Raw genomic sequence first — 24,958 nt, forward strand, 5'->3', positions numbered from 1 at the left:
AATGAAAAGCAGATAGGAAGTGAACGATTGGTGAGTACAAAGAAGTTTCCGCAGAGACAGTGTATCGGCTGCGGAGAGATGAAAAACAAAAAAGAGATGATTCGTATTTTAAAAACTCCGGAAGGGGAATTTGTCCTGGACGCGACCGGGAGAAAGAATGGACGCGGAGCATATCTGTGTCTGTCCATGGAGTGTTTAAAGAAGGCGATCAGGACGAAGGGGCTGGAACGCTCGTTTAAGATGGCCATTCCGAAGGAAGTGTACGAAGCGCTGGAAAAGGAGATGGAACAGCTTGGACAATAGGCAGAGGATCCTTAACCTGATCGGTCTTGCGACGAAGGCGGGGAAGACGGCGAGCGGTGAGTTTTCCACGGAGAAAGCGGTGAAGGGCGGCATGGCCCACTTAGTCATCGTGTCGGAGGAAGCGTCGGGCAATACGAAGAAGATGTTTACCAATATGTGTACTTACTATAAGGTTCCAATCTGTTACTTTGGCAGTAAGGATGAGCTTGGCCATGCCATGGGAAAAGAGATGCGGGCATCTCTGGCCGTCGTGGATGAAGGGCTTGCAAAGGCAATCGTGAAACAAATGAATATAATCGGAGGTAGTGAGTATGAGAGTAAATGAACTGGCGAAAGAGTTAGGAAAGACAAGTAAAGAGGTATTGGACATATTGCAAAAGAAAAATCAGGATGTAAAGACGCATTCCTCAAGTGTAAATGATGAGCAGATCAATATAGTAAAGCGCGCCATGGGCGGACAGGGTGCAGGTTCCGCGGGCCGCACTGCTCCGGCGGCGAATCACGCAGCTCCGGCGGCAGGCCATACGGCGCCGGCACAGAAGCCGGCAGCGCAGGCTCCGGCGGCACAGGCAGCAGGCCAGGGAGGTTCCGCACAGAAGCCGGCGGGCGCAGCAGAGGGAGAAGCTCCAAAGAAGAAGATCGCGGCGGTATACCGTCCGCAGAATTCCCAGCAGAGGCCGCCTCAGCGTCCCCAGAATCCGGCTGCAAGGCCGCAGGGCGCAGGACGCCCGCAGGGTCAGGTCCAGGCTCAGGAGACCCCGGGAACAGCGGCGCGTGCACCTCAGCAGGCACAGGGCAGCGCTCCGGCAGGAGCTGAGGCCAGCCGTCCGCAGGGCCAGACCAGCCAGAGCGGACAAAATACCGGCAGTGCACCGGCAAACCGCGAGGCAAGACCGCAGGGCCAGGGAGGCTATCAGGGCAACCGTGAGGCAAGACCGCAGGGCCAGGGCGGCTACCAGGGCAACCGTGAGGCAAGACCACAGGGCCAGGGCGGCTACCAGGGCAACCGTGAGGCAAGACCGCAGGGCCAGGGTTATCAGGGCAACCGTGACGGAAGACCGCAGGGCCAGGGCGGCTATCAGGGTAACCGCGACGGAAGACCACAGGGCCAGGGCTATCAGGGCAACCGCGATGGAAGACCGCAGGGCCAGGGCGGTTATCAGGGCGACAGACCGCAGGGTCAGGGCGGCTACCAGGGTAACAGACCGCAGGGCCAGGGCGGCTACCAGGGCAACAGACCGCAGGGCCAGGGTGGCTATCAGGGCAACCGTCCGCAGGGTCAGGGCGGCTACCAGGGCAACCGTCCGCAGGGCCAGGGCGGCTACCAGGGCAACCGTCCGCAGGGCCAGGGGGGCTACCAGGGCAACAGACCGCAGGGCCAGGGCGGCTATCAGGGCAACCGTCCGCAGGGCCAGGGCGGCTACCAGGGTAACAGACCGCAGGGCCAGGGCGGCTATCAGGGCAATCGTCCGCAGGGCCAGGGCGGTTATCAGGGCAACCGTCCGCAGGGCCAGGGCGGCTATCAGGGCAACCGCGACGGACGTCCGCAGGGCCAGGGTGGTTTCGGTGGAAACCGCACCGGCGCAGGCAGACCGGGTCAGAGAGATGGAGCGCCGAGAAGCTTCGATACCCCGATTCAGACCAAACCGAGCAGTAACCGCCAGGTAAAAGGCGCGTATAAGAACGATAAGTACGATAAGAATAAGAGGGTGGAGGACGGCCCAAGAAGCAGAAATACAAAGATATCCAAGCATCCGTTCATCATGCCGCAGAAGACTGCGGAGGAGAAGGTGGAGGAAGTTGTAAAAGTAATCACTCTTCCCGAGGTGCTGACCATCAAGGAACTGGCTGAGAAGATGAAGCTCCAGCCGTCCGCGATCGTGAAGAAACTGTTTTTACAGGGACAGATCGTGACCCTGAACTCAGAGATCGATTATGAGAAGGCAGAAGAGATCGCCATGGAGTACGATGTACTCTGCGAGAAGGAAGTAAAGGTCGACGTGATCGCTGAGCTTCTGAAGGAAGATGATGAGAATGAGGGCGATATGGTTTCCAGACCGCCGGTAGTCTGCGTCATGGGACACGTTGACCATGGTAAAACTTCCCTTCTGGATGCGATCCGTGAGACCAATGTGACCTCCAGGGAGGCAGGCGGCATCACCCAGCATATCGGTGCATATACCGTAGAGGTGAAGAACCAGCTGATCACATTCCTTGACACTCCGGGACATGAGGCATTCACCGCCATGCGTATGCGCGGCGCCCAGTCTACGGATATTGCGATCCTGGTGGTTGCTGCGGACGACGGCGTGATGCCGCAGACCGTTGAGGCGATCAACCATGCGAAGGCCGCGGAAGTAGAGATCATTGTAGCGATCAACAAGATCGATAAGCCGAGCGCCAACATTGACAGGGTAAAACAGGAGCTTGCCGAGTATGAGCTGGTTCCGGAGGACTGGGGCGGAAGCACCATTTTCGTGCCGGTATCCGCACATTCTAAGGAGGGCATCCCGGAGCTTCTGGAGATGATCCTTTTGGCAGCGGAGGTAAGGGAGCTTAAGGCCAACCCGAACCGCCGGGCAAGAGGCCTTGTCATCGAGGCTGAGCTGGACAAAGGAAAAGGACCGGTGGCTACGATCCTGGTACAGAAGGGCACCCTGCGCGTAGGCGACAATGTGACCGCAGGTCCGTGCTACGGTAAAGTACGCGCCATGATGGACGATAAGGGCCGCAGAGTAAAAGAGGCAGGTCCGTCCATGCCGGTTGAGATCCTGGGACTCAATGACGTTCCGGGCGCAGGCGATGTCCTGATGGCAACAGAGAATGAGAAAGAAGCAAGAAGCTACGCAGAGACGTTCATTGCAGAGAGCAAGAACAAGCTGCTTGAGGATACCAAGGCGAAGCTGTCCCTGGATGATCTGTTCACCCAGATAAAGGCAGGCAACGTTAAGGAGCTGCCGATCATCGTGAAGGCAAACGTGCAGGGTTCTGTGGAGGCAGTGAAGCAGAGTCTTGTGAAGCTGTCCAACGAGGAGGTCGTGGTCAAGGTGATCCATGGCGGCGTCGGCGCGATCAACGAGTCCGATGTATCCCTGGCATCCGCGTCCAACGCGATCATCATCGGCTTCAACGTGCGCCCGGATGTGACTGCCAAGTCCATCGCAGAGCGGGAGAAGGTTGATCTTCGCCTGTACCGCGTGATCTACCAGGCCATTGAGGATGTGGAAGCGGCCATGAAGGGCATGCTTGATCCGGTATTTGAGGAGCAGGTGATCGGCCACGCGGTCGTGCGCCAGACCTTCAAGGCTTCTGGCGTAGGTACTATTGCCGGTTCCTACGTGATGGACGGTAAGTTCCAGAGAGGCTGTTCCTGCCGCATTACCCGCGGCGGCGACCAGATATTCGAGGGCGCCCTTGCATCTCTCAAGCGTTTTAAAGATGATGTGAAGGAAGTGGCAACCGGGTACGAGTGCGGACTTGTCTTTGAGAAGTTCAATGATCTTCAGGAGGACGACATGGTAGAGGCATATATCATGGTCGAGGTGCCGCGCTAGGCCGGAAGCTTCCCCTAAGCTGCAGCCGCATTCCGTGCGGCTGGCAGAACGATCAGGAAGGAAATAAAATATGCGCAAAAACAGCATTAAGAATACAAGGATCAACATGGAGGTACAGCGGGAGTTAAGCGAGATCATCCGTACGGAGATCAAGGACCCGCGGGTGTCAGGAGCCATGACCACGGTTGTGGCGGTGGAAGTGACGCCGGACCTCAAGTACTGCAAGGCCTATGTGAGCATCCTGGGTGATGCGGAGCAGGCAAAAGATGCAATTGTGGGATTAAAGAGCGCGGTGGGCTATATCCGCCGCGAGCTGGCCCATCGGATCAATCTGAGAAATACACCGGAGATCACATTTGTTCTGGACCAGTCCATCGAGTATGGTGTGAACATGTCCAAACTGATCGATGACGTTACCAGGGATTTAAAGGATTGATCGTTTTAGAAAAAGAGGTGAGTGCAGATGAGCAGATTGACGGAGATGATACAGGAAGCGGCGACGATCGTAATTTTAGGGCATGTGCGCCCGGATGGAGACTGCGTAGGTTCCTGCCTTGCTGTCTGTAACTATGTGAGGGAGCAGTATCCGGAGAAGACAGTTAATGTCTATCTGGAGAAGCCCCCGGTAAAATTCAGCTATCTGAACGGCTTTGACGAGATCAGCCAGGATGCGGTTTCCGGCAGGACATATGATCTGTGTATCTGTCTGGACAGCGGCGATAAGGGGCGTCTGGGAGATTTTGCGGTGTATCTGGATACGGCTGCAAAGAGTATCTGCCTGGACCATCACATCACCAATGCAGGCTATGCACAGGAGAATTTTGTGCTGGCGGGAGTCAGCTCTACCTGCGAGGTGCTCTGTGGTTTCCTGGATCTGGAGAAGATCAGCCGGGCGACGGCGGAGTGTATCTATACGGGTATCATCCATGATACCAATGTGTTCAAAAACAGCAATACCACGGCAAAGACCATGGAGATGGCTGGCGCCATGATGGAAAAAGGGATAAACTTTTCCCGGATCATTGATGACAGTTTTTACAGAAAAACCTATGTACAGAACCAGATCCTGGGGCGTGCGCTGTTGGAGAGCGTGACTTTCCAGAGCGGGAAATGCATTTTCAGCGTTGTGCGCCGGAAGGATATGGACTTTTACGGTGTGGAAAGCTCTGACCTGGATGGGATCGTGGATCAGCTTAGGATCACCGAAGGCGTGGAGGTGGCAATCTTCCTGCATGAGACGGAAAACCATGTGTACAAGGTCAGCATGCGGTCCAACAACATTGTGGACGTGAGCAAGGTTGCTGCGTATTTTGGCGGCGGCGGACATATCCGCGCGGCTGGATGTACCATGAGCGGAAGCGTGCATGACGTCATCAACAACCTGTCCGGACACATTGAGAAGCAGATGAAGGAATATGAGGCATGATGGACGGCATCATTAACGTATATAAAGAAAAAGGCTATACCTCTCATGACGTTGTCGCGAAAATGAGAGGTATTTTGCGAATGAAAAAGATAGGCCATACAGGGACCTTAGACCCGGCGGCGGAGGGCGTGCTCCCGGTCTGCCTGGGGCGCGGCACCAAGCTGTGCGACATGCTGACAGACCGGACCAAGACCTACCGGGCGGTGCTTCTGCTGGGGCAGGAAACGGATACCCAGGACACCACAGGAATTGTGACAGCCGAGTATCCTGTCTCTGTGACAGAAGAGCAGGTGAGAGAGGCTGTGATGAGCTTTTTGGGCGTCTATATGCAGGTGCCTCCCATGTATTCCGCGCTCAAGGTCAATGGAAAAAAGCTTTACGAGCTTGCCCGTGCAGGGAAAGAGGTGGAGCGCCAGGCGAGGCAGGTGGAGATACTGGATATCTGTGTGGAGCGCGTGGACCTGCCCCGAGTGACCATGAGCGTCACCTGCACCAAAGGCACCTATATCCGCACCCTCTGTTATGACATCGGCAGGAAGCTGGGCTGCGGAGGATGTATGGAGAGCCTGCTGCGGACCAGGGTGGACCGGTTTGTACTGGAGGACAGCCTGACGCTTTCTGAGATTGAAGCGCTTCGGGACAAAGGCGAGGTAGAGCGGCATGTGATGCCGGTTGACGCGGTTTTCCTGGATCTGCCAAAGCTTACCATGATGCCCGGCGACGGGGACAAGCTGGTACATAATGGAAATCCGTTTGTGCCGGAGCTGGCGGCATTAAGTGGCTATGACGAAGAGACCGAGAAGACGGAAGCCGGTTCTGCGCGGTCAGATGCAGGTCCGGGCTCAGGACCTGGTGCGGCAGACATCGCCGTGGAAATCGCCGCCAGGCACAGGCTTCCTCAGGCGAGGGTGTATGACAGCGCCGGTCAGTTTATCGGGATATATGGTTACCATGAGGAGAAGAAGCGGTATCAGCCGCAGAAAGTATTTCTGGGAGGCAGCTGAGGATGGAGATAATCACAGGAACCAGAGATTTTCAGATTCAAGAGCCGACAGTAGTGACCATCGGCAAGTTTGACGGGCGCCATAAAGGACATCAAAAGCTGCTGCGGGAGCTTTTGCGGCAGAAGGAGCAGAAAGGTCTCAAGACAGCGGTGTTTACCTTTGCCATGGCTCCGTCCGGCATTGTGTCGGGGCGTCGGCAGACCGTGATCACCACCAACCAGGAGCGCCGCAGCAACATGGCGAAAATGGGGATGGATTATCTGGTGGAATACCCGTTCAACCAGGAGGTCGCCCATATGACGCCGGAGGATTTTGTAGCTGAGGTGCTGGTGAGGCAGATGAGCGCAAGAGCTGTGATCGCCGGACCGGACTGCAGCTTTGGCTACAAGGGCGCAGGAAATGCGGTACTTTTGCAGGAGCTGTCCGCAAAATACGGCTTTGAAGCCATTATCATTGAAAAGGAAAAGGATGAGCAGAGGGACATCAGCAGCACCTATGTCCGGGAAGAGCTGGACCGCGGGAACATTGAGAAAGCCAATGCCCTGCTGGGCGAACCGTATACGATCCATGGTACCGTAGTCCATGGAAACCATATCGGCGGCACGCTCTTGGGATTCCCCACCGCCAATATCCTGCCTCCGCCGGAGAAGCATCTGCCCTGTTTCGGGGTTTATGTATCCCGGGTGCTGGTAGATGGAAAATGGTATGGCGGGGTCAGCAATATAGGACGCAAGCCCACGATCCAGGGCGAAAACCCGGTTGGAGTGGAGACCTTTATCATGGGTCTGGATGAAGATCTGTATGGGAAAAATATAGAGGTGCAGCTTCTGAACTTTGAGCGTCCGGAGCAGCGGTTTGGGACGCTTGAGGAGCTGAAGGCAAGGATTGAAAAGGATAAGGAGTATGCGGCAGAATATTTACGGACGCATACATTTTGATGGACTTATTATATGAAAATGCAGCGCAGAAAACGGGAGGTGCGGAATATGTCGGTGGCTCAGGTAAAAAAGTATCTGGAGCAGTGGGATCTGCAGGACAAAGTAAAAGAATTTGAGGTTTCCAGCGCAACGGTGGAGCTGGCGGCCCAGGCGGTCGGCTGTGAACCTGCGAGGATCGCAAAGACCATGTCGTTTTTGGTGGACGGCAAAGCTGTGCTGATCCTGCTGGCTGGGGATGTGAAGATCGATAACCACAAGTACAAGGAACAATTCCATACAAAGGCAGTGATGCTGAAACCGGACCAGCTTCAGGAGCTGATCGGACATCCCATCGGCGGTGTCTGCCCGTTTGATGTGAAGGACACGGTGGATGTGTATCTGGATGAATCCCTGAAGCGCTTTGAGGTAGTCTACCCGGCCGCAGGAAGCGCCAGCAGTGCGGTGGAGCTGACGCTTAAGGAGCTTGAGAAGGCTTCTAAGGCGAAGGGATGGGTGGATGTGAGTAAGATGATAGAAGGAATTGGGTAAGGTGGTTTTTGTGGCCGGTCAGATGCGTTGGCGTCTGACCGGCTGTTTTTGTTGTGCACCCGACGGCACACGTTTCTAAAGTTCAATGGAATTATAGTAATCTCTTATCATTTCAATAAAACATTTCTCGGCTTCTCCAAATACGGTACCCCTGCGGAATGCAAGGCTCTGGGTCCAGATCTCTTTGGGAGTAAGAGAGTAGCAGGTAACGCCGTCATTTTCTTTCGGCATACAGTTGCTCATCAGGATTGAGGGAGCTACCCCTGCCTGGACCATATGATATGCCATCTGCCGTTGGGAAAATTCCACAAGCGTAATGGGAGTAAAACCTGCTGCGTTAAAATGCTGGTCCGCAATGGTACGGATGCCGGTGTTCTTTTCCATGAGGACGAAGGGGGAGTCCTTAAGCAGCCTTAGATCCAAAACCCCATGCGGCGTGCGGCAGTTCTGGTCCCCGAATGCCAGAGGATGGTCCGGAGGGAGCATCAATACGACTTCACAGGGATGGATGGGGATATGTTCAAGCTCAGGTGGGCTGATGACAGCGTGTCCAATGACTGCAATATCGGTCTTTCCCGAGAGCAGAGAGGACTCAAGCGTATGTACGCTCCCTTCTACAAGATTGATGGTAAACTGTGGATACCGCTCATGGAACAGGGGAAACACGTGACAGAACATCTCTGCGCAGCCGTGGGTGATCCCAAGATTGATCCGGCCCTTCTGGCTTCCGGCAATCTCTGCAAGCGTCTTTTGGGTCTGTTTCTGGATATTTAGTATCTGCATTGCAGATTCAACATAGGACAATCAGAAGGAGGCTATGGCAGGAGCCAGGCTGCATCCAGGTGCAGAAAAATATTATAAAGAAATCGGTTTGATTGATTGACAAAAGATCAAAATAGAAAAGTCCTCCGGGTTTTGCCTGGAGGACTTTTCTATATGCAGCGATATATTAGTGATACAGCTTCTTACTCTCATAGATCGGTTCCGAAGTCAGCTCCAATCCCAGCTTTTTAAACATCTTAATATCCACGGTAGACAGCATCACCGAGGTATGCACCTGGCATCCGCGCAGCCTCGGGAGCTGCTCTAAGGCAAGCCTGGCGTTGGGATCGGTGGCAGCGCACATGGAGAGGGCGATCAGCACCTCGTCGGTGTGCAGCCGCGGGTTCTTGCTGCCCAAGTAGCCTGTTTTCAGCCCCTGGATCGGTTCAATGAAGGTGGGGGAGATCAGGTGTACATCGTCGGCGATCCCGCCTAATTCCTTTACGGCATTTAGCAGGACAGCGGCGGAAGCACCCAGGAGCGCGGTGGTCTTGCCGGTGACAATGCGGCCGTCAGGAAGCTCCAAAGCCGCCGCCGGAGAGTTGTTCTTCTCTGCCAGGCTGTTGGCGGCAGGGACGACTGTGCGCATATCGGCGGCGATCTTTGCCTGCTTCATCAGAAGCTCGATCTTGTAGACCTCATCGCTGTTACCTTCGTCCATAGCCAGGCGGTTTAAGGCCTGGTAATACCGGCGGATGATCTCCTGGCGGGACGCCTCTTTGCAGGCCTCGTCATCGATGATGCAGTTGCCGGCCATATTCACGCCCATGTCGGTGGGCGACTTATACGGGCAGTAGCCGTAAATGCCCTCAAACATGGCTGCAAGCACCGGATAGATCTCCACGTCACGGTTGTAGTTGACGGTGGTGACTCCGTAGGCTTCTAAATGGAACGGGTCGATCATATTCACATCGTTTAAATCCGCAGTGGCGGCCTCGTATGCCAGGTTCACCGGGTGCTTCAGCGGAATGTTCCAGATGGGGAAGGTCTCGAACTTGGCGTAGCCGGCCTTGATCCCCCGCTTGTTCTCATGATAGAGCTGGGAGAGACAGGTGGCCATCTTGCCGCTGCCCGGCCCCGGCGCAGTGATGATCACCAGTGGACGGGTGGTCTCAATATAATCGTTCTTGCCGTAGCCCTCATCGCTGACGATATGGGAAATGTTATTCGGATACCCCTCGATCGGGTAGTGGCGGTAGACCCTGATCCCCAGGTTTTCCAGCTTGCTCTTGAACAGATCGGCGGAGGGCTGTCCGGTATAGCGGGTGATGACCACGCTTCCCACGTAAAGCCCCTTGTCCCGGAATTCCTGGATCAGCCGCAGCACATCCACATCATAGGTGATGCCAAGGTCGTGGCGGATCTTGTTCTTCTCGATGTCTGAGGCATTGATGACGATGACGATCTCCGCCTGGTCGGCAAGCTGGAGAAGCATCTTTAACTTGCTGTCCGGTGCGAATCCCGGAAGGACCCTGGATGCGTGGAAGTCGTCAAACAGCTTCCCGCCGAACTCCAGATATAATTTATCTCCGAACTGGCTGATCCTCTCGCGGATGTGTTCGGACTGCATAGACAGATATTTTTGATTGTCGAATCCAATTTTCATGATTGTGATACCCCTTTCCCTGTTAATGATTGTATCACAGGAACAGTTAAATTGCACCAGGATTTGACAAAATTTGAGGAAAATGGCGCAGAGAAAATGACGCACGAGAACGAAAATGTCAAAAAAACAGCTTTTTTTACTCAAAAGTGGGGGATGGGGACCTAAAATTTTGCTAAATTTGGGAATATGTGGTATACTAAAGTTTATAGGTAACTACGAAACAAGCAGAAACAAAGGATAAAAGGACAGGAAAATTATGAAAAGAAGATATGTATGGCTTTTCCTGAGCATCCTTCTTCTGGCCGGTATGCTGTCCGGGTGTGGCAAGCTCAAGGATGTAAAGGATCTTGCTACCACACCGGAGCCTGTAGTAGTGGAACGTGGACAGGCAGTGACGGAGGCGCCAAAGGAGAGCGGGGAAGAGGAAACAGAACCAGAATTACAGACAGAAGAGATCATCATCAATACGGCGCCGGAACGGATTCCCGTGAAGGTGAAGGGGATCTATATTTCCGCATATGTGGCGGGAACTTCCAGCATGGTGGACAAGCTCATTGAAGAGATCGACCGGACCGAGGTGAACGCTCTGGTCATCGACTTAAAGGACGATTTCGGGCGCGTGGCCTGTGAGATGGATTCTCCTCTGGTGCAGGAGCTTGGCTCCACGAAGGTTTATATCAGGGATATAGAAGGTCTGATGCAGAAGCTGGACGAGCACGGGATCTACGCGATTGCCCGTATCCCGGCATTCCGCGATGCATGGCTGGGAGACGTGAGGCCCGACTGGTGCATCAAGAAGGCGGACGGTACGGTATTTAAGGACCGGGACGGCAACGCCTGGGTGAATCCATACAAGCAGGAGGCATGGGATTACCTGATTGAGATCGCGATCCAGGCAAAGAAGCTGGGGTTTGAGGAAGTGCAGTTTGACTATGTAAGGTTCTGCACGGAAAAAGGCATGAAGGAAGCTGTTTTTGACGAGGCGGATGTGCAGGGGCGTTCCCGCACGGATATTATCCTGGAATTCATGTCTTATGCATATGAGAAGCTGAAAGCAGAAGGTCTGTTTGTCTCGGCTGATGTATTTGGCGCCATCATCAACAGCAGTGTCAATGCGGATTCTGTAGGGCAGATCTACGGCGAGATGGCGAAGCATCTGGATTATATCAGCCCCATGATCTATCCGTCCCACTATGCGGACGGCAACTATGGGATAGACCATCCGGATATCCATCCCTATGAGACGATCACAGCGGCGCTTCAGGATTCCAAAAAAGAACTGTATTTTGCAGGCCTGGGTGAGGAGCATATCGCGGATGTGCGCCCGTGGCTTCAGGACTTCACGGCCACCTGGCTGGCCAATCACATCCCCTACGGCGGAGCCCAGGTGCGCCAGCAGATCCAGGCGACCTATGACTGCGGCTACGACGAGTGGCTTTTGTGGGATGCGGCCTGTACCTACGACTGGGACGGCCTTTTGACCCCGGAAGCGGCCGAGGCCGAGGCAAAGCGGATCGAGGAGTCCCGTGCGGCTCTGCCTGAGACCACCTATGCGCCTGAGACGACGGCGCCTCCGGCGGCGGCAGACACGGCTCCCGCGGAGGTAACTTCAGAAGGTGCCGCTTAAGTATGGTTAAGTATGGATGAGCAAAATAAATGCTGGCATCGTTTGATGTCAGCATTTATTTTGTTAAAATCTCTATAGCTCTGGGCAGGTGAGCCTGTTAAAAGGCTAGTGAATCAGTGCATTGGCGAGCGGAAGTCCGATCAGCAGCGCAACGATCAGCTCCAGTCCTGCGAACATGACAGAATAGTGGTAAATATGTTTCGTTTTCAGCCACTGCTTGTTACTGAACATCAGGGCAGCGAACGGAGATGCCGCCGGAGTTGCAATGGCGCAGGACAGAACAAAGATCCCCATGATGGAAACAAGCGGAGCGGAGTTGATCCCGGCCTGCAGGCAGTAGGCGGCTATCACAGGCTGCAGAATCATGCCGACCACCAGCGAGTTACAGATATTGGTCAGGAAGCAGGCGATCACCAGCAGCGCCACTCCAAATACGAACGGACTCATATTCGTGAAAACAGGAGAAAGGATCGTATTTAAAAATGCGGTTACCCCGGTACTTTCATTTGTGAGAACACCGCCTAAGAGAATCGCGGTTGTCACAAGAAAATAGGTGCCCCATGCAAAGACTTTGATATTATCTTCCAGAACAACAATCGGTTCCCCATCAATTTTTACAGCAAAGATAATGACAAAAAACAGCAGCGACATGCCTATGCCGTTGGCGCGGAGCCATGCCATGCCTGGAAACGTCGGAAAGATGCTGGGCAAAAGCATACTCAGGAGAAAGCCGGCACAGATTGCCGAAACGGCTTTCTGCTGTTTGCTCATGGGCGGCAGAGGATTTTTGTTTAACTGCTCCAGCGTCAGATTCTTTAGCTTGCTCACATCTGGACACAGGACGTATTTGATGAACAGGATGACGGCGCCGCAAGCTGCAGAACCCATAGATCAGAGCCACCGCCAGCCATTCTGCATTGTTGATGATCACACTCGTTCCCAATAAGTTTTGGGATACCGTGGCATAGTTGGAGATCATGGCCAGGCCATTGTTCATGTAAGGAGGCACCGGGAAGCCGAGGGTGCAGGCTACAACGATCAGGATGATCATGATCGTGGGATATGCCTCGTGCCGTTCCATTCCGACTTCCTCAAACACATCATAGAGAATCGGCCAGAACAGGAAGATCGGAGCGTAGCAGCCGACAAATGCGGCGATCAGCATGGAACCCACAAACAGGACCGCGGTGAAGGCCCACGGACGGCCGATTATGAATTTTCTGGTCAGAAAAAAGCGGCCGATATAAAGACTGATCCGTCTGGTCTGAAGGCTGCTCATCAGGATCATCAGAAAGAACAGCTGGACAACAGTAGGATTGCCAAAGGCACTGCTCAGCACTGCAGGCATAGGTGCATAAGCAGTTGCGCCGATCATGAAAATGCAGATAACACTGGACCAGACCAGATCCACTGTAGTCCACAGATACAGTGTTCCGACAAAAATACCAAGTATCTGCTTTCCCAGATCGGTGATCTTTGGCATGTCAAACGGCAGCCACCGGAACAGGAGCATGATCGAGATACCGATCAGACAGTGAATCAGGTACATGTTTCTCTTTTGTTTCATGGTTATTCCCCCTAATTGATTATTATTGTTACAATATTAACATGCTGATATGGGCTCTTCAAATAGCAGGCGCTAAGAATACGCCGGATATGGGAATTAAATTAATTGTGGTTGCCATATAAATGAGGTATAATATAAAGACGCTTATTTCGATAAAATATACGGCCCGGGAGGAATCATATGGAACCATATCAGATCAGGGAAGATTTTATTCGCTATGGTATCCGAAAGACAATAAAAAAGAATCATTATCTTTTAGACCCCACGGTAGACGACAGCAGCCTTGTCTATTTTTTAGACCAGGGAATCGCAGCGCTGACACACATCAACGAAGAGGGTGTTGAGAATATCTATCTGTATTTCTGTGAAAAACGGCTGATCGGATTTGTGAAGGCCCTGCTTCATTATTTCCCTTATGATTGGGAAAAGAACATTGCGCCTGCCCCGTTCTGGATTCTTGCAAAAACAGACTGTGTTTATTACGCGATGCATGAAAAGCAGTTTGACGAATTGATGAATTCGTCTCACGGTTTTACACAGGGTGTGCTTGGCGCTACCGCTTTAAATTATCTGGAGCTGGTGGACAAGCTTCAATGTATGCTGTCCAGCGATAAGACAACCCAGTTCTGCCAGTGTCTGTTGGACTATCATGTCAAAAAGTACAAAAATCATATGTTTTCCGTTGATTTTTCTTTCGTTGACGCGGCAAATTACCTTGGCATGCATCCTGTTACAGCCAGCCGTATTGCTTCCAGGCTGAGAGAACTGGGGATAATAGGGCGTGAGAACGGAGAACTGGTGATCAAAGATGAAGAGCGGCTCCGGGCGATGGCGGTTCCAAGGCCGGATACCTTCCATTAATAAAAGCCGGTCTTGAAAATCTATGACAATCCATGTATGATATGAAAAGAACAATATACAGGCAGAAGAAAAGAAGTGAGGGCAGTCAAGATGGAAAGAACGGTGTATCCGGGCGAATTTTACCGCCATTTTAAGAATAGATTGTACCAGATTATCACTGTGGCGTCCCATTCGGAGACGGGCGAAGCCATGGTGGTGTATCAGGCGCTTTATGGGGATTATAAGACCTATGTGCGTCCTTATGATATGTTTGTCAGTGAAGTAGACCATGAAAAGTATCCGGAGGTGATGCAGAAGTACCGTTTTGAGCGGGTTGAGCTGCCGCCGGCGGACAGTCCAAAGAATGCGGGGAACGAATCAGGAGAGGCCAGGCTGGAAGCCGCCGTTCTTCAGGATGGGGACGGTGCAGGGAGCGGCTTTAGAGGAACGGCCGGGAGCTGTGGCGCGGCCGGCACGGCGGTCCATCGTGATCCCAGTCCGGCGTTTCTGCGTTTTCTTGAGGTGGACTGCTATGAGCTGCGCCTTGAGTGCCTGAAATATCTGGAACAGAGCGGTACCCAGACGGAGCTTGACAGTATCTATCTGGTGCTGGATATGAAGCCGGAGTCAGGGACGGTGAAGGAGCAGGTGGAGGCCATCCGGCGTTTCTTGACCATGCAGAATCATTTTGACGGGAACCGTCTGCGGTAAGGAGGCAGCATTGTTTAACATCGAGGAAGAACTGAAGAAGCTCCCGGCCCAGCCGGGAGTTTATATCATGCATGATGAAAAGGATGAGATCATCTATGTGGGCAAGGCCATCAGCTTAAAGAACCGGGTGCGCCAATATTTCCAGAGCAGCAGGAACAAGACCGCAAAGATCGAGCAGATGGTGTCCCGGATCGCGCGGTTTGAATATATTGTCACCGATTCGGAGCTGGAAGCGCTGGTTCTGGAGTGCAACCTGATCAAGGAGCATCAGCCCCGCTACAATACCATGCTGAAGGATGACAAGGCATATCCTTATATCAGGGTGACGGTCGGAGAGGAGTTTCCAAGGGTCATGTTCGCCAGGACCATGAAGAAGGATAAGAGCAAATATTTTGGCCCCTATACCAGCGCCGGGGCAGTAAAAGACACGATAGACCTGATCCACAAGTTGTACAAGATCCGTACCTGCAACCGCAGCCTGCCCAAAGATATCGGGAAGGACCGTCCCTGCTTGAACTATCATATCAAGCAGTGCGACGCTCCCTGCCAGGGCTATATCGATCAGGCGGCTTACGCGGAGAATGTGAACCAGGCTCTGGAATTTTTAAACGGACGATATGATAATCTCCTGCGGACTCTGGAGGACCGGATGAAGGCCGCTTCAGACGCTATGGATTTTGAGAAGGCCATCGAGTACCGGGAGCTTTTGACCAGTGTGAAAAAGGTGGCGCAGAAGCAGAAGATCACCAGCAGCAGTATGGAGGACCGGGATATCATCGCCCTGGCGAAGGATGACCGGGACGCGGTGGTGCAGGTGTTTTTTGTGCGGGAGGGCAAGCTGATCGGAAGGGATCATTTCCGGGTGACTATTGCCACCGCGGAGAATACCGGACAGATCCTCACCAGCTTTGTAAAGCAGTTTTATGCCGGCACCCCGTTCCTTCCCAAGGAGTTGTGGGTGCAGGAAGAACTGGAGGACAGCGAGGTCATCGGCCAGTGGCTCAGTGCAAGAAAGGGGCAGAAGGTCCGGATCGTGGTGCCGAAAAAAGGCGAGAAGGAACGGCTGGTGGAACTGGCGGAGAAGAATGCGGCTTTGGTGCTGGCCCAGGACAATGAGCGGATCAAGCGGGAAGAACTGCGCACCATCGGCGCCATGAACCAGGTGGCGGGATGGCTGGGACTTGATTCCGTGCGGCGTATGGAGGCGTTTGATATTTCCAACATTTCCGGCTACGAATCGGTAGGCTCCATGGTGGTATTTGAAAACGGCAAGCCCAAGCGCAGCGATTACCGCAAATTCCGGATCAAGACCGTGATAGGACCCAATGATTATGCTTCCATGAAGGAGGTGCTGACCAGAAGATTTACCCACGGCCTGGAGGAGATCGACCAGATAAAGGAAAAGGGTGTGGATGAGAAATTCGGCAGCTTTACCCGTTTCCCGGATCTGCTCATGATGGACGGTGGAAGAGGACAGGTCAATATCGCCCTGGAAGTGCTTCATGAACTGAACCTGGACATCCCGGTCTGCGGCATGGTAAAAGACGACAACCACCGTACAAGAGGACTGTATTACCAGAATGTGGAGATCCCCATTGACCGGCATTCAGAAGGGTTCCGGCTGATCACACGGATCCAGGATGAGGCTCACCGGTTTGCGATCGAATATCACCGGAGCCTGCGCAGCAAGAGCCAGGTGCGCTCTATCCTGGATGATATCCCGGGGATTGGGGATACCAGAAGGAAGGCGCTGATGCGGCAGTTTAAGTCTTTGGATGCGGTGAAGGAGGCGACCGTAGAAGAGCTTTCCCAGGCGCCGGGGATGAACCGGCGTGCGGCGGAGAGTGTCTGGGGATTCTTCCACGGGCAGCACCAGGCGGACGCGGTGATCGTGGAGGAGCAGGGAGCGATGATGACGGAGCAGGCATAAACTTTGCGTTTCCGCATTTTGCGGCGGCGCCGGCTCAGAACCAGAACCGCACGGTTTTGTTCCGGTTTCGGCCATAAGAAGCTGCAGGTATCCAAAATTTTCTTAAAAACCTGCCAGGGTAAGGGGCAACTCGCTAACGCTCAGACAACCCCTTACCCTGACAGAACAGAAAATTCCGGATACCAGCAGCTTCTAATGGCCTGCAAAGTCGCAAAACCGTGCGGTTCTGGTTCTGAGCCGGCGCCGCCGCAAAATGCGGAAACACAAGGCATAAACCGGATGACAATCCACGCAGGATATGATAGTATGAAAAAAACGGAATATAAAGGAGCGGAAGCCATGTATGGTGTAACGATTACAGAATTAATTGAGAAAATGAACTTAAAGAATATCCTTCCCGATATCGATACGGACAAGGTTGTGCTGTCCCATCCGGATGTGAACCGTCCGGCGCTTCAGCTGGCAGGATTCTTTGACCACTTTGACCGGGAGCGGGTGCAGATCATCGGCTACGTGGAGCAGGAGTATATCAAGACCCTGCAAAGGGAGCGCAAGGTGGAGGTTTATGAGAAGCTTCTCTCCAGCGAGATTCCCTGTGTGCTGTACAGCCGCGGGCAGATGCCGGATGAGGATATGCAGGATCTGTGCGCCCATTACCAGGTTCCGTGCCTGGTGTCGGAAAAGAGCACTTCGGATCTGATGGCAGAAGTGATCCGCTGGCTGAAGGTGAAGCTCGCGCCCTGTATCAGCATTCATGGAGTGCTGGTGGATGTATTCGGCGAGGGCGTCCTGATCATGGGTGAGAGCGGGATCGGCAAGAGCGAGGCGGCTCTGGAGCTGATCAAGCGCGGGCACCGCCTGGTTACCGATGACGTGGTGGAGATCCGAAAGGTCAGCGATGAGACCCTGGTGGGGAGCGCGCCGGATATCACCAAACATTTTATCGAGCTGCGCGGCATAGGTATTATCGATGTGAAGGCGCTGTTCGGTGTTGAGAGTGTGAAAGACACCCAGAACATTGACATGGTGATCAAACTGGAGGACTGGGATAAAGACAAAGAGTATGACCGCCTTGGTTTGGAGGATCAGTATACGGAGTTTTTGGGCAACCGGGTGGTATGCCACAATATCCCGATCCGTCCGGGACGGAACCTGGCTATCATCGTAGAGTCCGCATCGGTCAACTACCGTCAGAAGAAGATGGGCTACAATGCGGCCCAGGAGCTGTACAACCGCGTCCAGGCCAATATCAGCAAGAATTCAGATTGAGGCAGTGATGAACATGGCTGTCAGACAGCAGTGAATGAAACGTGATTGAAATAGGAAGCAAAGAGGATTTTATGGAAAATATAGGAAATAAGCTGACCCAGATACTTGCGCCGGAGCGCGTGAAAGCAGAGGAACCCATGAGCCGCCACACCACCTTCCGGGTAGGCGGACCGGCAGACTACTTTGTGGAGCCGGAGACCGCAGAAGAGCTGAGATCAGTCCTGCAGCTCTGTAAAGAGGAAGGGATTCCTTTCTATATTCTTGGAAACGGCAGCAATCTGTTGGTGGGAGACAGAGGATACCGCGGCGTGATGGTGTCGCTTGGCAGATCCTGGAGCCAGATTGTTGTGGAGGGGAGCATCCTCCGGGCGGGAGCCGGCGCGCTTCTGTCAGCAGCCGCGCGGCAGGCCCTGAACCATGCTCTGACCGGGCTGGAGTTCGCAGCGGGGATCCCGGGGACTGTGGGCGGCGCCGTAGTGATGAATGCCGGCGCCTATGGATCGGAAATGTGCTGCGTCCTTACTTCTGCAACGGTTTTGACGGAGGATGGCACGGTGCGGACGCTCCCGCTTTCAGAGCTGGAGCTTGGTTACCGGACCAGCTGCATTTTGAGAAACGGTTACGTGGTGCTGGAGGCAGAGATGAAGCTGGAGCCGGGGGATGAATCTGCCATCCGGGCCAGGATGGAAGAACTGGCGGGCCAGCGCAGGAGCAAGCAGCCTCTGGAATTCCCAAGTGCAGGCAGCACCTTTAAACGCCCACAGGGGTATTTTGCCGGGAAGCTGATCCAGGATGCAGGGCTGCGGGGATTTTCCGTGGGCGGCGCCCAGGTATCAGAGAAGCACTGCGGATTTGTCATAAACAGAGGGGATGCGACGGCGGCGGATATCTTAAACCTGTGCCGGGAGGTACAGGCGCGGGTGAAGGCGCAGTCCGGCGTGAACCTGGAGATGGAAGTGAAGCTGCTGGGAGAGTTTTGATCTCCGGCAGGGGAGACGAAAGGAGCAACTGTTGAAATTAGTCATTGTGACAGGCATGTCCGGGGCGGGCAAGACCAGCGCCCTCAAAATGCTTGAGGATATCGGGTTTTATTGTGTGGATAATCTGCCGATCCCGCTGATGGAGCCATTTGCGGAGCTGGCGCTGCAGAAGCCGGCGCCTCATGAGCTGGTTGCGTTGGGCATCGATATCCGCAGCGGTGAGGATCTGCCTCAGCTTAAAAATGTGTTAGACAACTGGAAGCAGCATTCCCTGCCCTGCGAGATCCTGTTTTTGGATTCCAGTGACGACACCCTGGTGAAACGTTATAAAGAGACCAGGCGTTCTCATCCTCTGGCAGGCAAGGGCCGTGTGGACAGCGGGATCCGCGCGGAACGGAAGCGTCTGGAGTTTATCAAGGAGAGAGCAGATTATATCATAGATACGAGCCAGCTTCTGACCAGGGAGCTGCGCCAGGAACTGGAAAAGATATTTCTGGAGAACCGGGAATACCAGAACCTGTTTATTACCATACTTTCCTTTGGATTTAAATATGGGATCCCGGCGGATGCAGATCTGGTGTTTGACGTGCGTTTCCTGCCCAATCCTTTTTATGTGGAGGCCCTGCGCAGCCACACGGGGGAGGAGGCTAAGGTGCAGGCCTTTGTGAAAAAGGGCGGCACGGCAGACGCTTTTTTGGTGAAGCTTTACGATATGCTGGAATTTCTGATCCCGAACTATGTCCAGGAGGGGAAGAACCAGCTGGTGATCGGAGTGGGGTGTACCGGAGGGAAGCACCGCTCTGTGACCATAGCGAACGACCTGTACCAGCATTTGAGCAGGCACGAGGAGTTCGGCTTGAAGCTTGAGCACCGCGATATCAGAAAGGACCGGAAGGAAAAAGAGGTGTGAGATGTCATTTTCTTCAAAGGTAAAGGATGAGCTGTCCCATCAGCTGAGCCCGGCCAGACACTGTCAGATCGCGGAGATTGCAGCGATCATCAGCCTGTGCGGACGGATTCAGATATCCGAAAATGAACGATACTGCGTAAAAATACACACAGAAAATGCGGCAGTTGCAAGAAAGTACTTTACATTATTGAAAAAAACATTTAATATAAGAATTGATGTCTCCATCCGTCAAGGGGTGGAAAACCATCGAAACCGTACCTATACGGTCGGTGTCTGCAGGCATGAGGATGCGCTCCGGGTGCTGCAGGCATCCAAACTGATCGACCGGTACGGCGAGATTGAGGAGAATCTGTCACTGGCACAAAACGTAGTGATCATGCAGAACTGCTGCAAGCGCGCGTTTATCCGCGGCGCATTTTTGGCGGCAGGCTCCATCAGTGATCCGGAAAAGTTTTATCATTTCGAGATTGCCTGTGCTACGGAAGGCAAGGCGGTCCAGCTTCAGGGGCTGATTCTTGCGTTCGGACTGGATGCCAAGATCGTGCAGCGGAAGAAATATTATGTGGTGTACATCAAGGAAGGCAGTCAGATCGTAGATATCCTGAATGTGATGGAGGCCCCGGTAGCTCTTATGGAGCTGGAGAATATCCGGATTTTAAAGGAGATGCGCGGAAGCGTGAACCGGCAGGTCAACTGTGAGACGGCCAATATCAATAAGACGGTATCGGCGGCGGTCAAGCAGATGGAGGACATCACCTACATCAGGGATACGGTTGGTTTTGGCAGGCTGCCGGAGAATCTCCAGGAGATTGCGCAGCTTCGGCTGTCAAGACCGGAAGCAACACTAAAAGAGCTTGGAGAGGCGCTCGACCCGCCGGTAGGCAAATCCGGCGTCAACCATCGTCTCAGGAAACTGGGAAGTATGGCGGAGAAGTTACGGGAACAGCGTTCAGGCACAGGAGCGTAGGTTGCGCTCGCGAAAATGAGGAGGATAATTATGTTAAAGAAGACAATCACAATCGGACTTGCATCTGGGCTTGAGGCCAGACCGGTAGCGATGCTGGTACAGATTGCCAGCCAGTTTGACAGTGTCATTTATGTGGAAAAGTCAAGCGGCCGGGTAAATGTCAAAAGTATTATGGGCATGATGACCCTGGGCATGGGCGGCGGCGAAGAGATCACCGTATCTGCCGACGGCTCCGACGAGGCTACGGCGTTAGAAGAGATCGAGAACTATTTGATTGGGAAGAATTAAGGTGTTGTTCCGGATATGACGAACCGGTATGGCGCTTTACACATAGACATATGGTATAGATTATGGGCAGGCCAGAAGGAGAGATCCGGGGCCTGCTTTTTGCGTTCCTGCGAAAGACCTGGAAAGATAAAACTAAATTGCAGAACCCCGGTTGTTTGTGCTATACTGGTATCAGTACTTAGAAAAGAAGGAGAACCAAGTTGGCATTTACACATTTACACGTCCATACAGAGTACAGTCTGTTGGACGGTTCCTGTAAGATAAAAGAACTGGCGGTCCGGGCAAAAGAGCTGGGGATGGACAGCATGGCGGTTACGGATCACGGCGTCATGTACGGTGTGATCGATTTTTACCGGGCGGCGAAGGAAGCCGGGATCAAGCCGATCATCGGCTGTGAGGTATATGTTGCCCCAGGTTCCCGGTTTGACCGGGAGACGGTGAGCGGTGAGGACCGGTATTATCATCTGGTCCTGCTGGCGGAGAATGACACGGGCTATCACAATCTGATGAAGATCGTGTCCAAGGGATTTGTTGACGGCTTCTATTACAAGCCCCGTGTGGATTATGAGGTGCTTGAGACATACCATGAGGGGATCATCGCCCTGTCCGCCTGTCTGGCGGGCGAGGTGCAGCGGTATCTGGCGCGTGGGATGTATGAGGAGGCGGGGAAGTCCGCCCTCCATTATCAGGAGATCTTCGGGAAGGGCAATTTCTTTCTGGAGCTTCAGGACCATGGGATCCCCACCCAGAAGACCGTGAACCAGGGGCTTCTGCGGCTCAGCCGGGATCTGGAGATGGATCTGGTCGCCACCAACGATATCCATTATATCCTGGCGGAGGATGCCAAGCCCCACGATATCCTTTTGTGCATCCAGACCGGCAAGAAGGTCAGCGACGAGAACCGGATGCGCTATGAGGGCGGTCAGTATTACTGCAAGTCTGAGGAGGAGATGCGGGCGCTGTTTCCCTATGCCCAGGAGGCCATTGACAATACCCACAAGATTGCGGAGCGCTGCAACGTGGAGATTGAGTTCGGCGTGACTAAGCTGCCCAAATACGAGGTGCCCGAGGGATATGATTCCTGGGGCTATCTGAACAAGCTGTGTCAGGACGGCATGGCGAAGCGTTACCCTGATGATGACGGCACGCTCCAGAAGCGCCTGGAATATGAACTGGGCGTTATCCATGACATGGGATATGTAGACTACTTCCTGATCGTGTGGGATTTCATCAACTACGCCAAGTCCAATCAGATCATGGTTGGCCCGGGGCGGGGGTCTGCGGCGGGAAGTATTGTCTCCTATTGCCTGGAGATCACGGATATCGATCCGATCCGCTATGACCTGCTGTTTGAGCGGTTCCTGAACCCGGAACGTGTCTCCATGCCGGATATCGATATCGACTTCTGCTTCGAACGGAGGCAGGAGGTCATTGATTATGTGGTGGAGAAGTACGGCAAGGACCAGGTGGTGCAGATCGTCACCTTTGGTACTTTGGCAGCGAAGGGTGTCGTGAGGGATGTGGGGCGTGTTCTGGACCTGCCCTATGCCCGCTGTGACGCCATCGCCAAGATGATCCCGGGAGATCTGGGGATGACCCTTGATAAGGCATTAAAGCAAAGCCCCGACCTGCGGGAAGCATACCAGCAGGATGAGGAGGTCAAGTACCTGATCGATATGGCAAAGCGCCTGGAGGGGCTGCCGAGGCATACCTCCATGCATGCGGCCGGCGTAGTGATCGGCCAGCGGGCCATGGACGAGTTTGTTCCCTTGTCCAGGTCCTCGGATGGTACGATCACGACCCAGTTCACCATGACGACCCTGGAGGAGCTGGGGCTGTTAAAGATGGATTTCCTGGGGCTTCGGACTCTGACGGTGATCCAGGATGCGGTGGAGCAGGTGGAGCGCGGTCATGGGATCCGTCTGGATATGGATCACATTGATTACAATGACAAGGATGTTTTGGCAGCGATCGGCACAGGCAAGTGCGACGGCGTGTTCCAGCTGGAAAGTTCCGGGATGAAGAGCTTTATGAAGGAGATGCGGCCGGAGAATTTTGAGGATATCATAGCAGGCATCTCCCTGTACCGCCCGGGTCCGATGGATTTTATTCCCAGATATTTAAAAGGGAAGAATGAAAGGACCTCCATCACGTACGAATGCCCGCAGCTGGAGCCGATCCTGGCGCCTACCTACGGCTGTATCGTATACCAGGAGCAGGTTATGCAGATCGTGCGTGACCTGGCCGGATATACCATGGGCCGGAGCGACCTGGTGCGCCGCGCCATGTCCAAGAAGAAAACTTCTGTCATGGAGAAAGAGCGTCAGAATTTTGTCTACGGCAATGAAGCGGAGGGCGTAAAGGGCTGCGTTAACAACGGGATTGATGAAAAGACGGCGAACCATATCTATGACGAGATGACGGATTTCGCAAAATATGCGTTCAACAAGTCCCATGCTGCATGTTATGCGGTCGTTGCATATCAGACCGCTTATCTGAAATACTATTACCCGAGGGAGTTCATGGCGGCGCTGATGACTTCAGTCATGGATAATATCACGAAGGTGTCCGAGTACATCCTGACCTGCCGCCAGATGGGCATCAATATCCTGCCTCCGGATATCAATGAAGGGCAGAGCGGTTTTTCCGTTTCCGGCAATGCCATCCGCTACGGTCTGTCAGCCATCAAGAGCGTGGGCCGCAGCGTGGTGGATGCCATCATAAAAGAACGGGAGAACAACGGGCTTTATGTGTCCATGGATGATTTTGTGGAGCGGATGGGCGGCAAGGAGGTCAACAAGCGGACGCTTGAGAACTTTATCAAGTCCGGCGCCCTGGACTGCCTTCCGGGCAACCGCAGGCAGAAGACGATGATCGCCCCGGAGATGATGGACCAGAAGAACAAAGAAAAGAAAAATGCCCTGGACGGCCAGCTGAGCCTGTTTGATTTTGCAGGCGAGGAGGAGAAGGAGCAGTTTCAGATCACTATGCCGGATGTGCCGGAGTTCCCGAAGGAGGAGCTGCTTGCATTTGAAAAGGAGATCCTGGGGATCTATATCAGCGGACATCCCATGGAGGAGTATCTGGAGACCTGGAAAAACAGCATTACGGCGAAGACCACTGATTTTATGGTGGATGAGGAGACCGGACGCGCAGTTGTGGAGGACGGCGCCCGTGTGACGATCGGAGGTATGATAACCGGCAAGGTGGTGAAAACTACAAAGACCGGCAAAATGATGGCGTTCGTCACGGTGGAGGATATGGTAGGCTCTGTGGAGGTCCTGGTATTTCCGAAGGATTATGAGAACAAGCGGAATCTGCTGATCGAGGACGCCAAGGTATTCATCCAGGGAAGGACGTCCATTGGCGACGACCCGGTGGGCAAGCTGATCTGTGAGCAGGTCGTCCCGTTTGATGCGGTCCCGAAGGAGCTGTGGCTGAAGTTTAAAGACAAGGCGGAGTATGATGAGAAGCAGCAGCAGGTGTTTGATACCCTGAGAATGGATGAGGGGAATAACACGGTGATCATATATCTGGAACAGGAGCGGGCCAAAAAAGTCCTTCCGGCCAACTGGAAAGTGGGGGCTGGTAAACCGATGATCCTGGCGCTGGAACAGATACTTGGTGAAAAAAATATCAAACTTGTGGAAAAGGGATTGAAAAGATAGGGAAAATGTTTTAGAATAAC

22 protein-coding genes are annotated in these 24,958 nt (G+C 53.6%); 18 read left to right on the plus strand and 4 right to left on the minus strand.

The window, feature by feature from the left end; translation table 11 throughout:
- Positions 1–27: 27 nt before the first annotated feature.
- The 8 genes from AB1I67_RS10165 to AB1I67_RS10200 all read left to right on the plus strand — a co-directional run bounded on the left by AB1I67_RS10165 (position 28) and on the right by AB1I67_RS10200 (position 7,753).
- On the plus strand, positions 28–303 hold the full coding sequence (locus tag AB1I67_RS10165; protein WP_367029756.1) for a YlxR family protein: 276 nt from the start codon (positions 28–30) through the stop codon (positions 301–303).
- Positions 293–628, plus strand: a complete 336-nt coding sequence (locus AB1I67_RS10170) for a ribosomal L7Ae/L30e/S12e/Gadd45 family protein (protein WP_367029757.1) — start codon at positions 293–295, stop codon at positions 626–628. The genes AB1I67_RS10165 and AB1I67_RS10170 overlap by 11 nt, the downstream gene beginning before the upstream one ends.
- A complete protein-coding gene (gene infB, locus AB1I67_RS10175) occupies positions 609–3,857 on the plus strand; it encodes a translation initiation factor IF-2 (protein WP_367029758.1) in 3,249 nt (1,082 codons plus the stop codon). Before AB1I67_RS10170 ends, infB begins: the two co-directional genes overlap by 20 nt.
- A 70-nt stretch (positions 3,858–3,927) precedes the next feature.
- Positions 3,928–4,293: a 30S ribosome-binding factor RbfA gene (gene rbfA / locus AB1I67_RS10180; RefSeq protein ID WP_367029759.1), complete on the plus strand. Its 366-nt coding sequence runs from the start codon at positions 3,928–3,930 to the stop codon at positions 4,291–4,293.
- A gap of 27 nt (positions 4,294–4,320) precedes the next feature.
- Positions 4,321–5,283 carry a bifunctional oligoribonuclease/PAP phosphatase NrnA gene (locus AB1I67_RS10185; RefSeq protein WP_367029760.1) on the plus strand — a complete coding sequence of 321 codons (963 nt, stop codon included), beginning with the start codon at positions 4,321–4,323 and terminating at the stop codon, positions 5,281–5,283.
- Positions 5,283–6,287 (plus strand): tRNA pseudouridine(55) synthase TruB, encoded by a 1,005-nt coding sequence (gene truB, locus AB1I67_RS10190; RefSeq protein ID WP_367032600.1) that lies wholly within the window; start codon positions 5,283–5,285, stop codon positions 6,285–6,287. Before AB1I67_RS10185 ends, truB begins: the two co-directional genes overlap by 1 nt.
- A gap of 2 nt (positions 6,288–6,289) precedes the next feature.
- Positions 6,290–7,225, plus strand: coding sequence for a riboflavin biosynthesis protein RibF (ribF, locus tag AB1I67_RS10195; protein ID WP_367029761.1), 936 nt, complete (start codon positions 6,290–6,292; stop codon positions 7,223–7,225).
- Positions 7,226–7,273: 48 nt separating this feature from the next.
- Positions 7,274–7,753, plus strand: coding sequence for a YbaK/EbsC family protein (locus tag AB1I67_RS10200; protein WP_367029762.1), 480 nt, complete (start codon positions 7,274–7,276; stop codon positions 7,751–7,753).
- A 75-nt stretch (positions 7,754–7,828) separates the two neighbouring features.
- Here AB1I67_RS10200 and AB1I67_RS10205 read toward each other — a convergent pair whose 3' ends face one another.
- Together AB1I67_RS10205 and AB1I67_RS10210 are read right to left on the minus strand one after the other, a co-directional pair.
- Positions 7,829–8,536 (minus strand): LysR family transcriptional regulator substrate-binding protein, encoded by a 708-nt coding sequence (locus AB1I67_RS10205; RefSeq protein WP_367029763.1) that lies wholly within the window; start codon positions 8,534–8,536, stop codon positions 7,829–7,831.
- Positions 8,537–8,702: 166 nt separating this feature from the next.
- Positions 8,703–10,181 carry a DUF1846 domain-containing protein gene (locus tag AB1I67_RS10210; protein ID WP_367029764.1) on the minus strand — a complete coding sequence of 493 codons (1,479 nt, stop codon included), beginning with the start codon at positions 10,179–10,181 and terminating at the stop codon, positions 8,703–8,705.
- 256 nt (positions 10,182–10,437) lie between these two features.
- Here AB1I67_RS10210 and AB1I67_RS10215 point away from each other — a divergent pair, with 256 nt between their 5' ends.
- A complete protein-coding gene (locus tag AB1I67_RS10215; protein WP_367029765.1) occupies positions 10,438–11,808 on the plus strand; it encodes a putative glycoside hydrolase in 1,371 nt (456 codons plus the stop codon).
- Positions 11,809–11,913: 105 nt separating this feature from the next.
- Here AB1I67_RS10215 and AB1I67_RS10220 read toward each other — a convergent pair whose 3' ends face one another.
- The gene (locus tag AB1I67_RS10220; RefSeq protein WP_367032683.1) at positions 11,914–12,489 is read right to left on the minus strand and encodes a hypothetical protein; all 576 of its coding nucleotides are present in this window, start codon (positions 12,487–12,489) and stop codon (positions 11,914–11,916) included.
- On the minus strand, positions 12,416–13,375 hold the full coding sequence (locus AB1I67_RS10225; protein WP_367029766.1) for an SLC13 family permease: 960 nt from the start codon (positions 13,373–13,375) through the stop codon (positions 12,416–12,418). Before AB1I67_RS10225 ends, AB1I67_RS10220 begins: the two co-directional genes overlap by 74 nt.
- Positions 13,376–13,555: 180 nt before the next feature.
- Here AB1I67_RS10225 and AB1I67_RS10230 point away from each other — a divergent pair, with 180 nt between their 5' ends.
- From AB1I67_RS10230 to AB1I67_RS10270, 9 genes are all read left to right on the plus strand, one after another.
- Entirely contained in the window at positions 13,556–14,236 is a 681-nt protein-coding gene (locus AB1I67_RS10230; protein ID WP_367029767.1) for a Crp/Fnr family transcriptional regulator, read from the plus strand.
- A gap of 90 nt (positions 14,237–14,326) precedes the next feature.
- Positions 14,327–14,926, plus strand: coding sequence for a DUF1653 domain-containing protein (locus tag AB1I67_RS10235; RefSeq protein WP_367029768.1), 600 nt, complete (start codon positions 14,327–14,329; stop codon positions 14,924–14,926).
- Between the two features lie 10 nt (positions 14,927–14,936).
- On the plus strand, positions 14,937–16,856 hold the full coding sequence (gene uvrC, locus AB1I67_RS10240; protein WP_367029769.1) for an excinuclease ABC subunit UvrC: 1,920 nt from the start codon (positions 14,937–14,939) through the stop codon (positions 16,854–16,856).
- Between the two features lie 339 nt (positions 16,857–17,195).
- Positions 17,196–18,125 (plus strand): HPr(Ser) kinase/phosphatase, encoded by a 930-nt coding sequence (gene hprK / locus AB1I67_RS10245; RefSeq protein WP_367032601.1) that lies wholly within the window; start codon positions 17,196–17,198, stop codon positions 18,123–18,125.
- Positions 18,126–18,196: 71 nt separating this feature from the next.
- Positions 18,197–19,105, plus strand: a complete 909-nt coding sequence (gene murB, locus AB1I67_RS10250) for a UDP-N-acetylmuramate dehydrogenase (protein ID WP_367029770.1) — start codon at positions 18,197–18,199, stop codon at positions 19,103–19,105.
- 31 nt (positions 19,106–19,136) lie between these two features.
- Complete coding sequence (rapZ, locus tag AB1I67_RS10255; RefSeq protein WP_367029771.1) at positions 19,137–20,015, plus strand: RNase adapter RapZ; 879 nt, start codon at positions 19,137–19,139, stop codon at positions 20,013–20,015.
- Position 20,016: 1 nt separating this feature from the next.
- Positions 20,017–20,982: a DNA-binding protein WhiA gene (gene whiA, locus AB1I67_RS10260; protein WP_367029772.1), complete on the plus strand. Its 966-nt coding sequence runs from the start codon at positions 20,017–20,019 to the stop codon at positions 20,980–20,982.
- Positions 20,983–21,012: 30 nt separating this feature from the next.
- Positions 21,013–21,270: an HPr family phosphocarrier protein gene (locus tag AB1I67_RS10265; RefSeq protein WP_367029773.1), complete on the plus strand. Its 258-nt coding sequence runs from the start codon at positions 21,013–21,015 to the stop codon at positions 21,268–21,270.
- A 200-nt stretch (positions 21,271–21,470) separates the two neighbouring features.
- A complete protein-coding gene (locus AB1I67_RS10270; protein WP_367029774.1) occupies positions 21,471–24,938 on the plus strand; it encodes a DNA polymerase III subunit alpha in 3,468 nt (1,155 codons plus the stop codon).
- Positions 24,939–24,958: the final 20 nt, after the last annotated feature.

Origin of the sequence: Clostridium sp. AN503 (assembly GCF_040719375.1) — a bacterium.
Lineage (GTDB): Bacteria > Bacillota > Clostridia > Lachnospirales > Lachnospiraceae > Brotaphodocola.

Coding starts and splice junctions, on each gene's coding strand:
- AB1I67_RS10220 (WP_367032683.1), bottom strand. CDS start 12,489: ATGGCATGGCTCCGCGCCAACGGCATAGGCATGTCGCTGCTGTTTTTT.
- AB1I67_RS10230 (WP_367029767.1), top strand. CDS start 13,556: ATGGAACCATATCAGATCAGGGAAGATTTTATTCGCTATGGTATCCGA.
- AB1I67_RS10200 (WP_367029762.1), top strand. CDS start 7,274: ATGTCGGTGGCTCAGGTAAAAAAGTATCTGGAGCAGTGGGATCTGCAG.
- AB1I67_RS10215 (WP_367029765.1), top strand. CDS start 10,438: ATGAAAAGAAGATATGTATGGCTTTTCCTGAGCATCCTTCTTCTGGCC.
- murB (WP_367029770.1), top strand. CDS start 18,197: ATGGAAAATATAGGAAATAAGCTGACCCAGATACTTGCGCCGGAGCGC.
- AB1I67_RS10225 (WP_367029766.1), bottom strand. CDS start 13,375: ATGAAACAAAAGAGAAACATGTACCTGATTCACTGTCTGATCGGTATC.
- AB1I67_RS10210 (WP_367029764.1), bottom strand. CDS start 10,181: ATGAAAATTGGATTCGACAATCAAAAATATCTGTCTATGCAGTCCGAA.
- hprK (WP_367032601.1), top strand. CDS start 17,196: ATGTATGGTGTAACGATTACAGAATTAATTGAGAAAATGAACTTAAAG.
- AB1I67_RS10265 (WP_367029773.1), top strand. CDS start 21,013: ATGTTAAAGAAGACAATCACAATCGGACTTGCATCTGGGCTTGAGGCC.
- ribF (WP_367029761.1), top strand. CDS start 6,290: ATGGAGATAATCACAGGAACCAGAGATTTTCAGATTCAAGAGCCGACA.
- AB1I67_RS10185 (WP_367029760.1), top strand. CDS start 4,321: ATGAGCAGATTGACGGAGATGATACAGGAAGCGGCGACGATCGTAATT.
- AB1I67_RS10235 (WP_367029768.1), top strand. CDS start 14,327: ATGGAAAGAACGGTGTATCCGGGCGAATTTTACCGCCATTTTAAGAAT.
- AB1I67_RS10205 (WP_367029763.1), bottom strand. CDS start 8,536: ATGCAGATACTAAATATCCAGAAACAGACCCAAAAGACGCTTGCAGAG.
- rbfA (WP_367029759.1), top strand. CDS start 3,928: ATGCGCAAAAACAGCATTAAGAATACAAGGATCAACATGGAGGTACAG.
- truB (WP_367032600.1), top strand. CDS start 5,283: ATGGACGGCATCATTAACGTATATAAAGAAAAAGGCTATACCTCTCAT.
- whiA (WP_367029772.1), top strand. CDS start 20,017: ATGTCATTTTCTTCAAAGGTAAAGGATGAGCTGTCCCATCAGCTGAGC.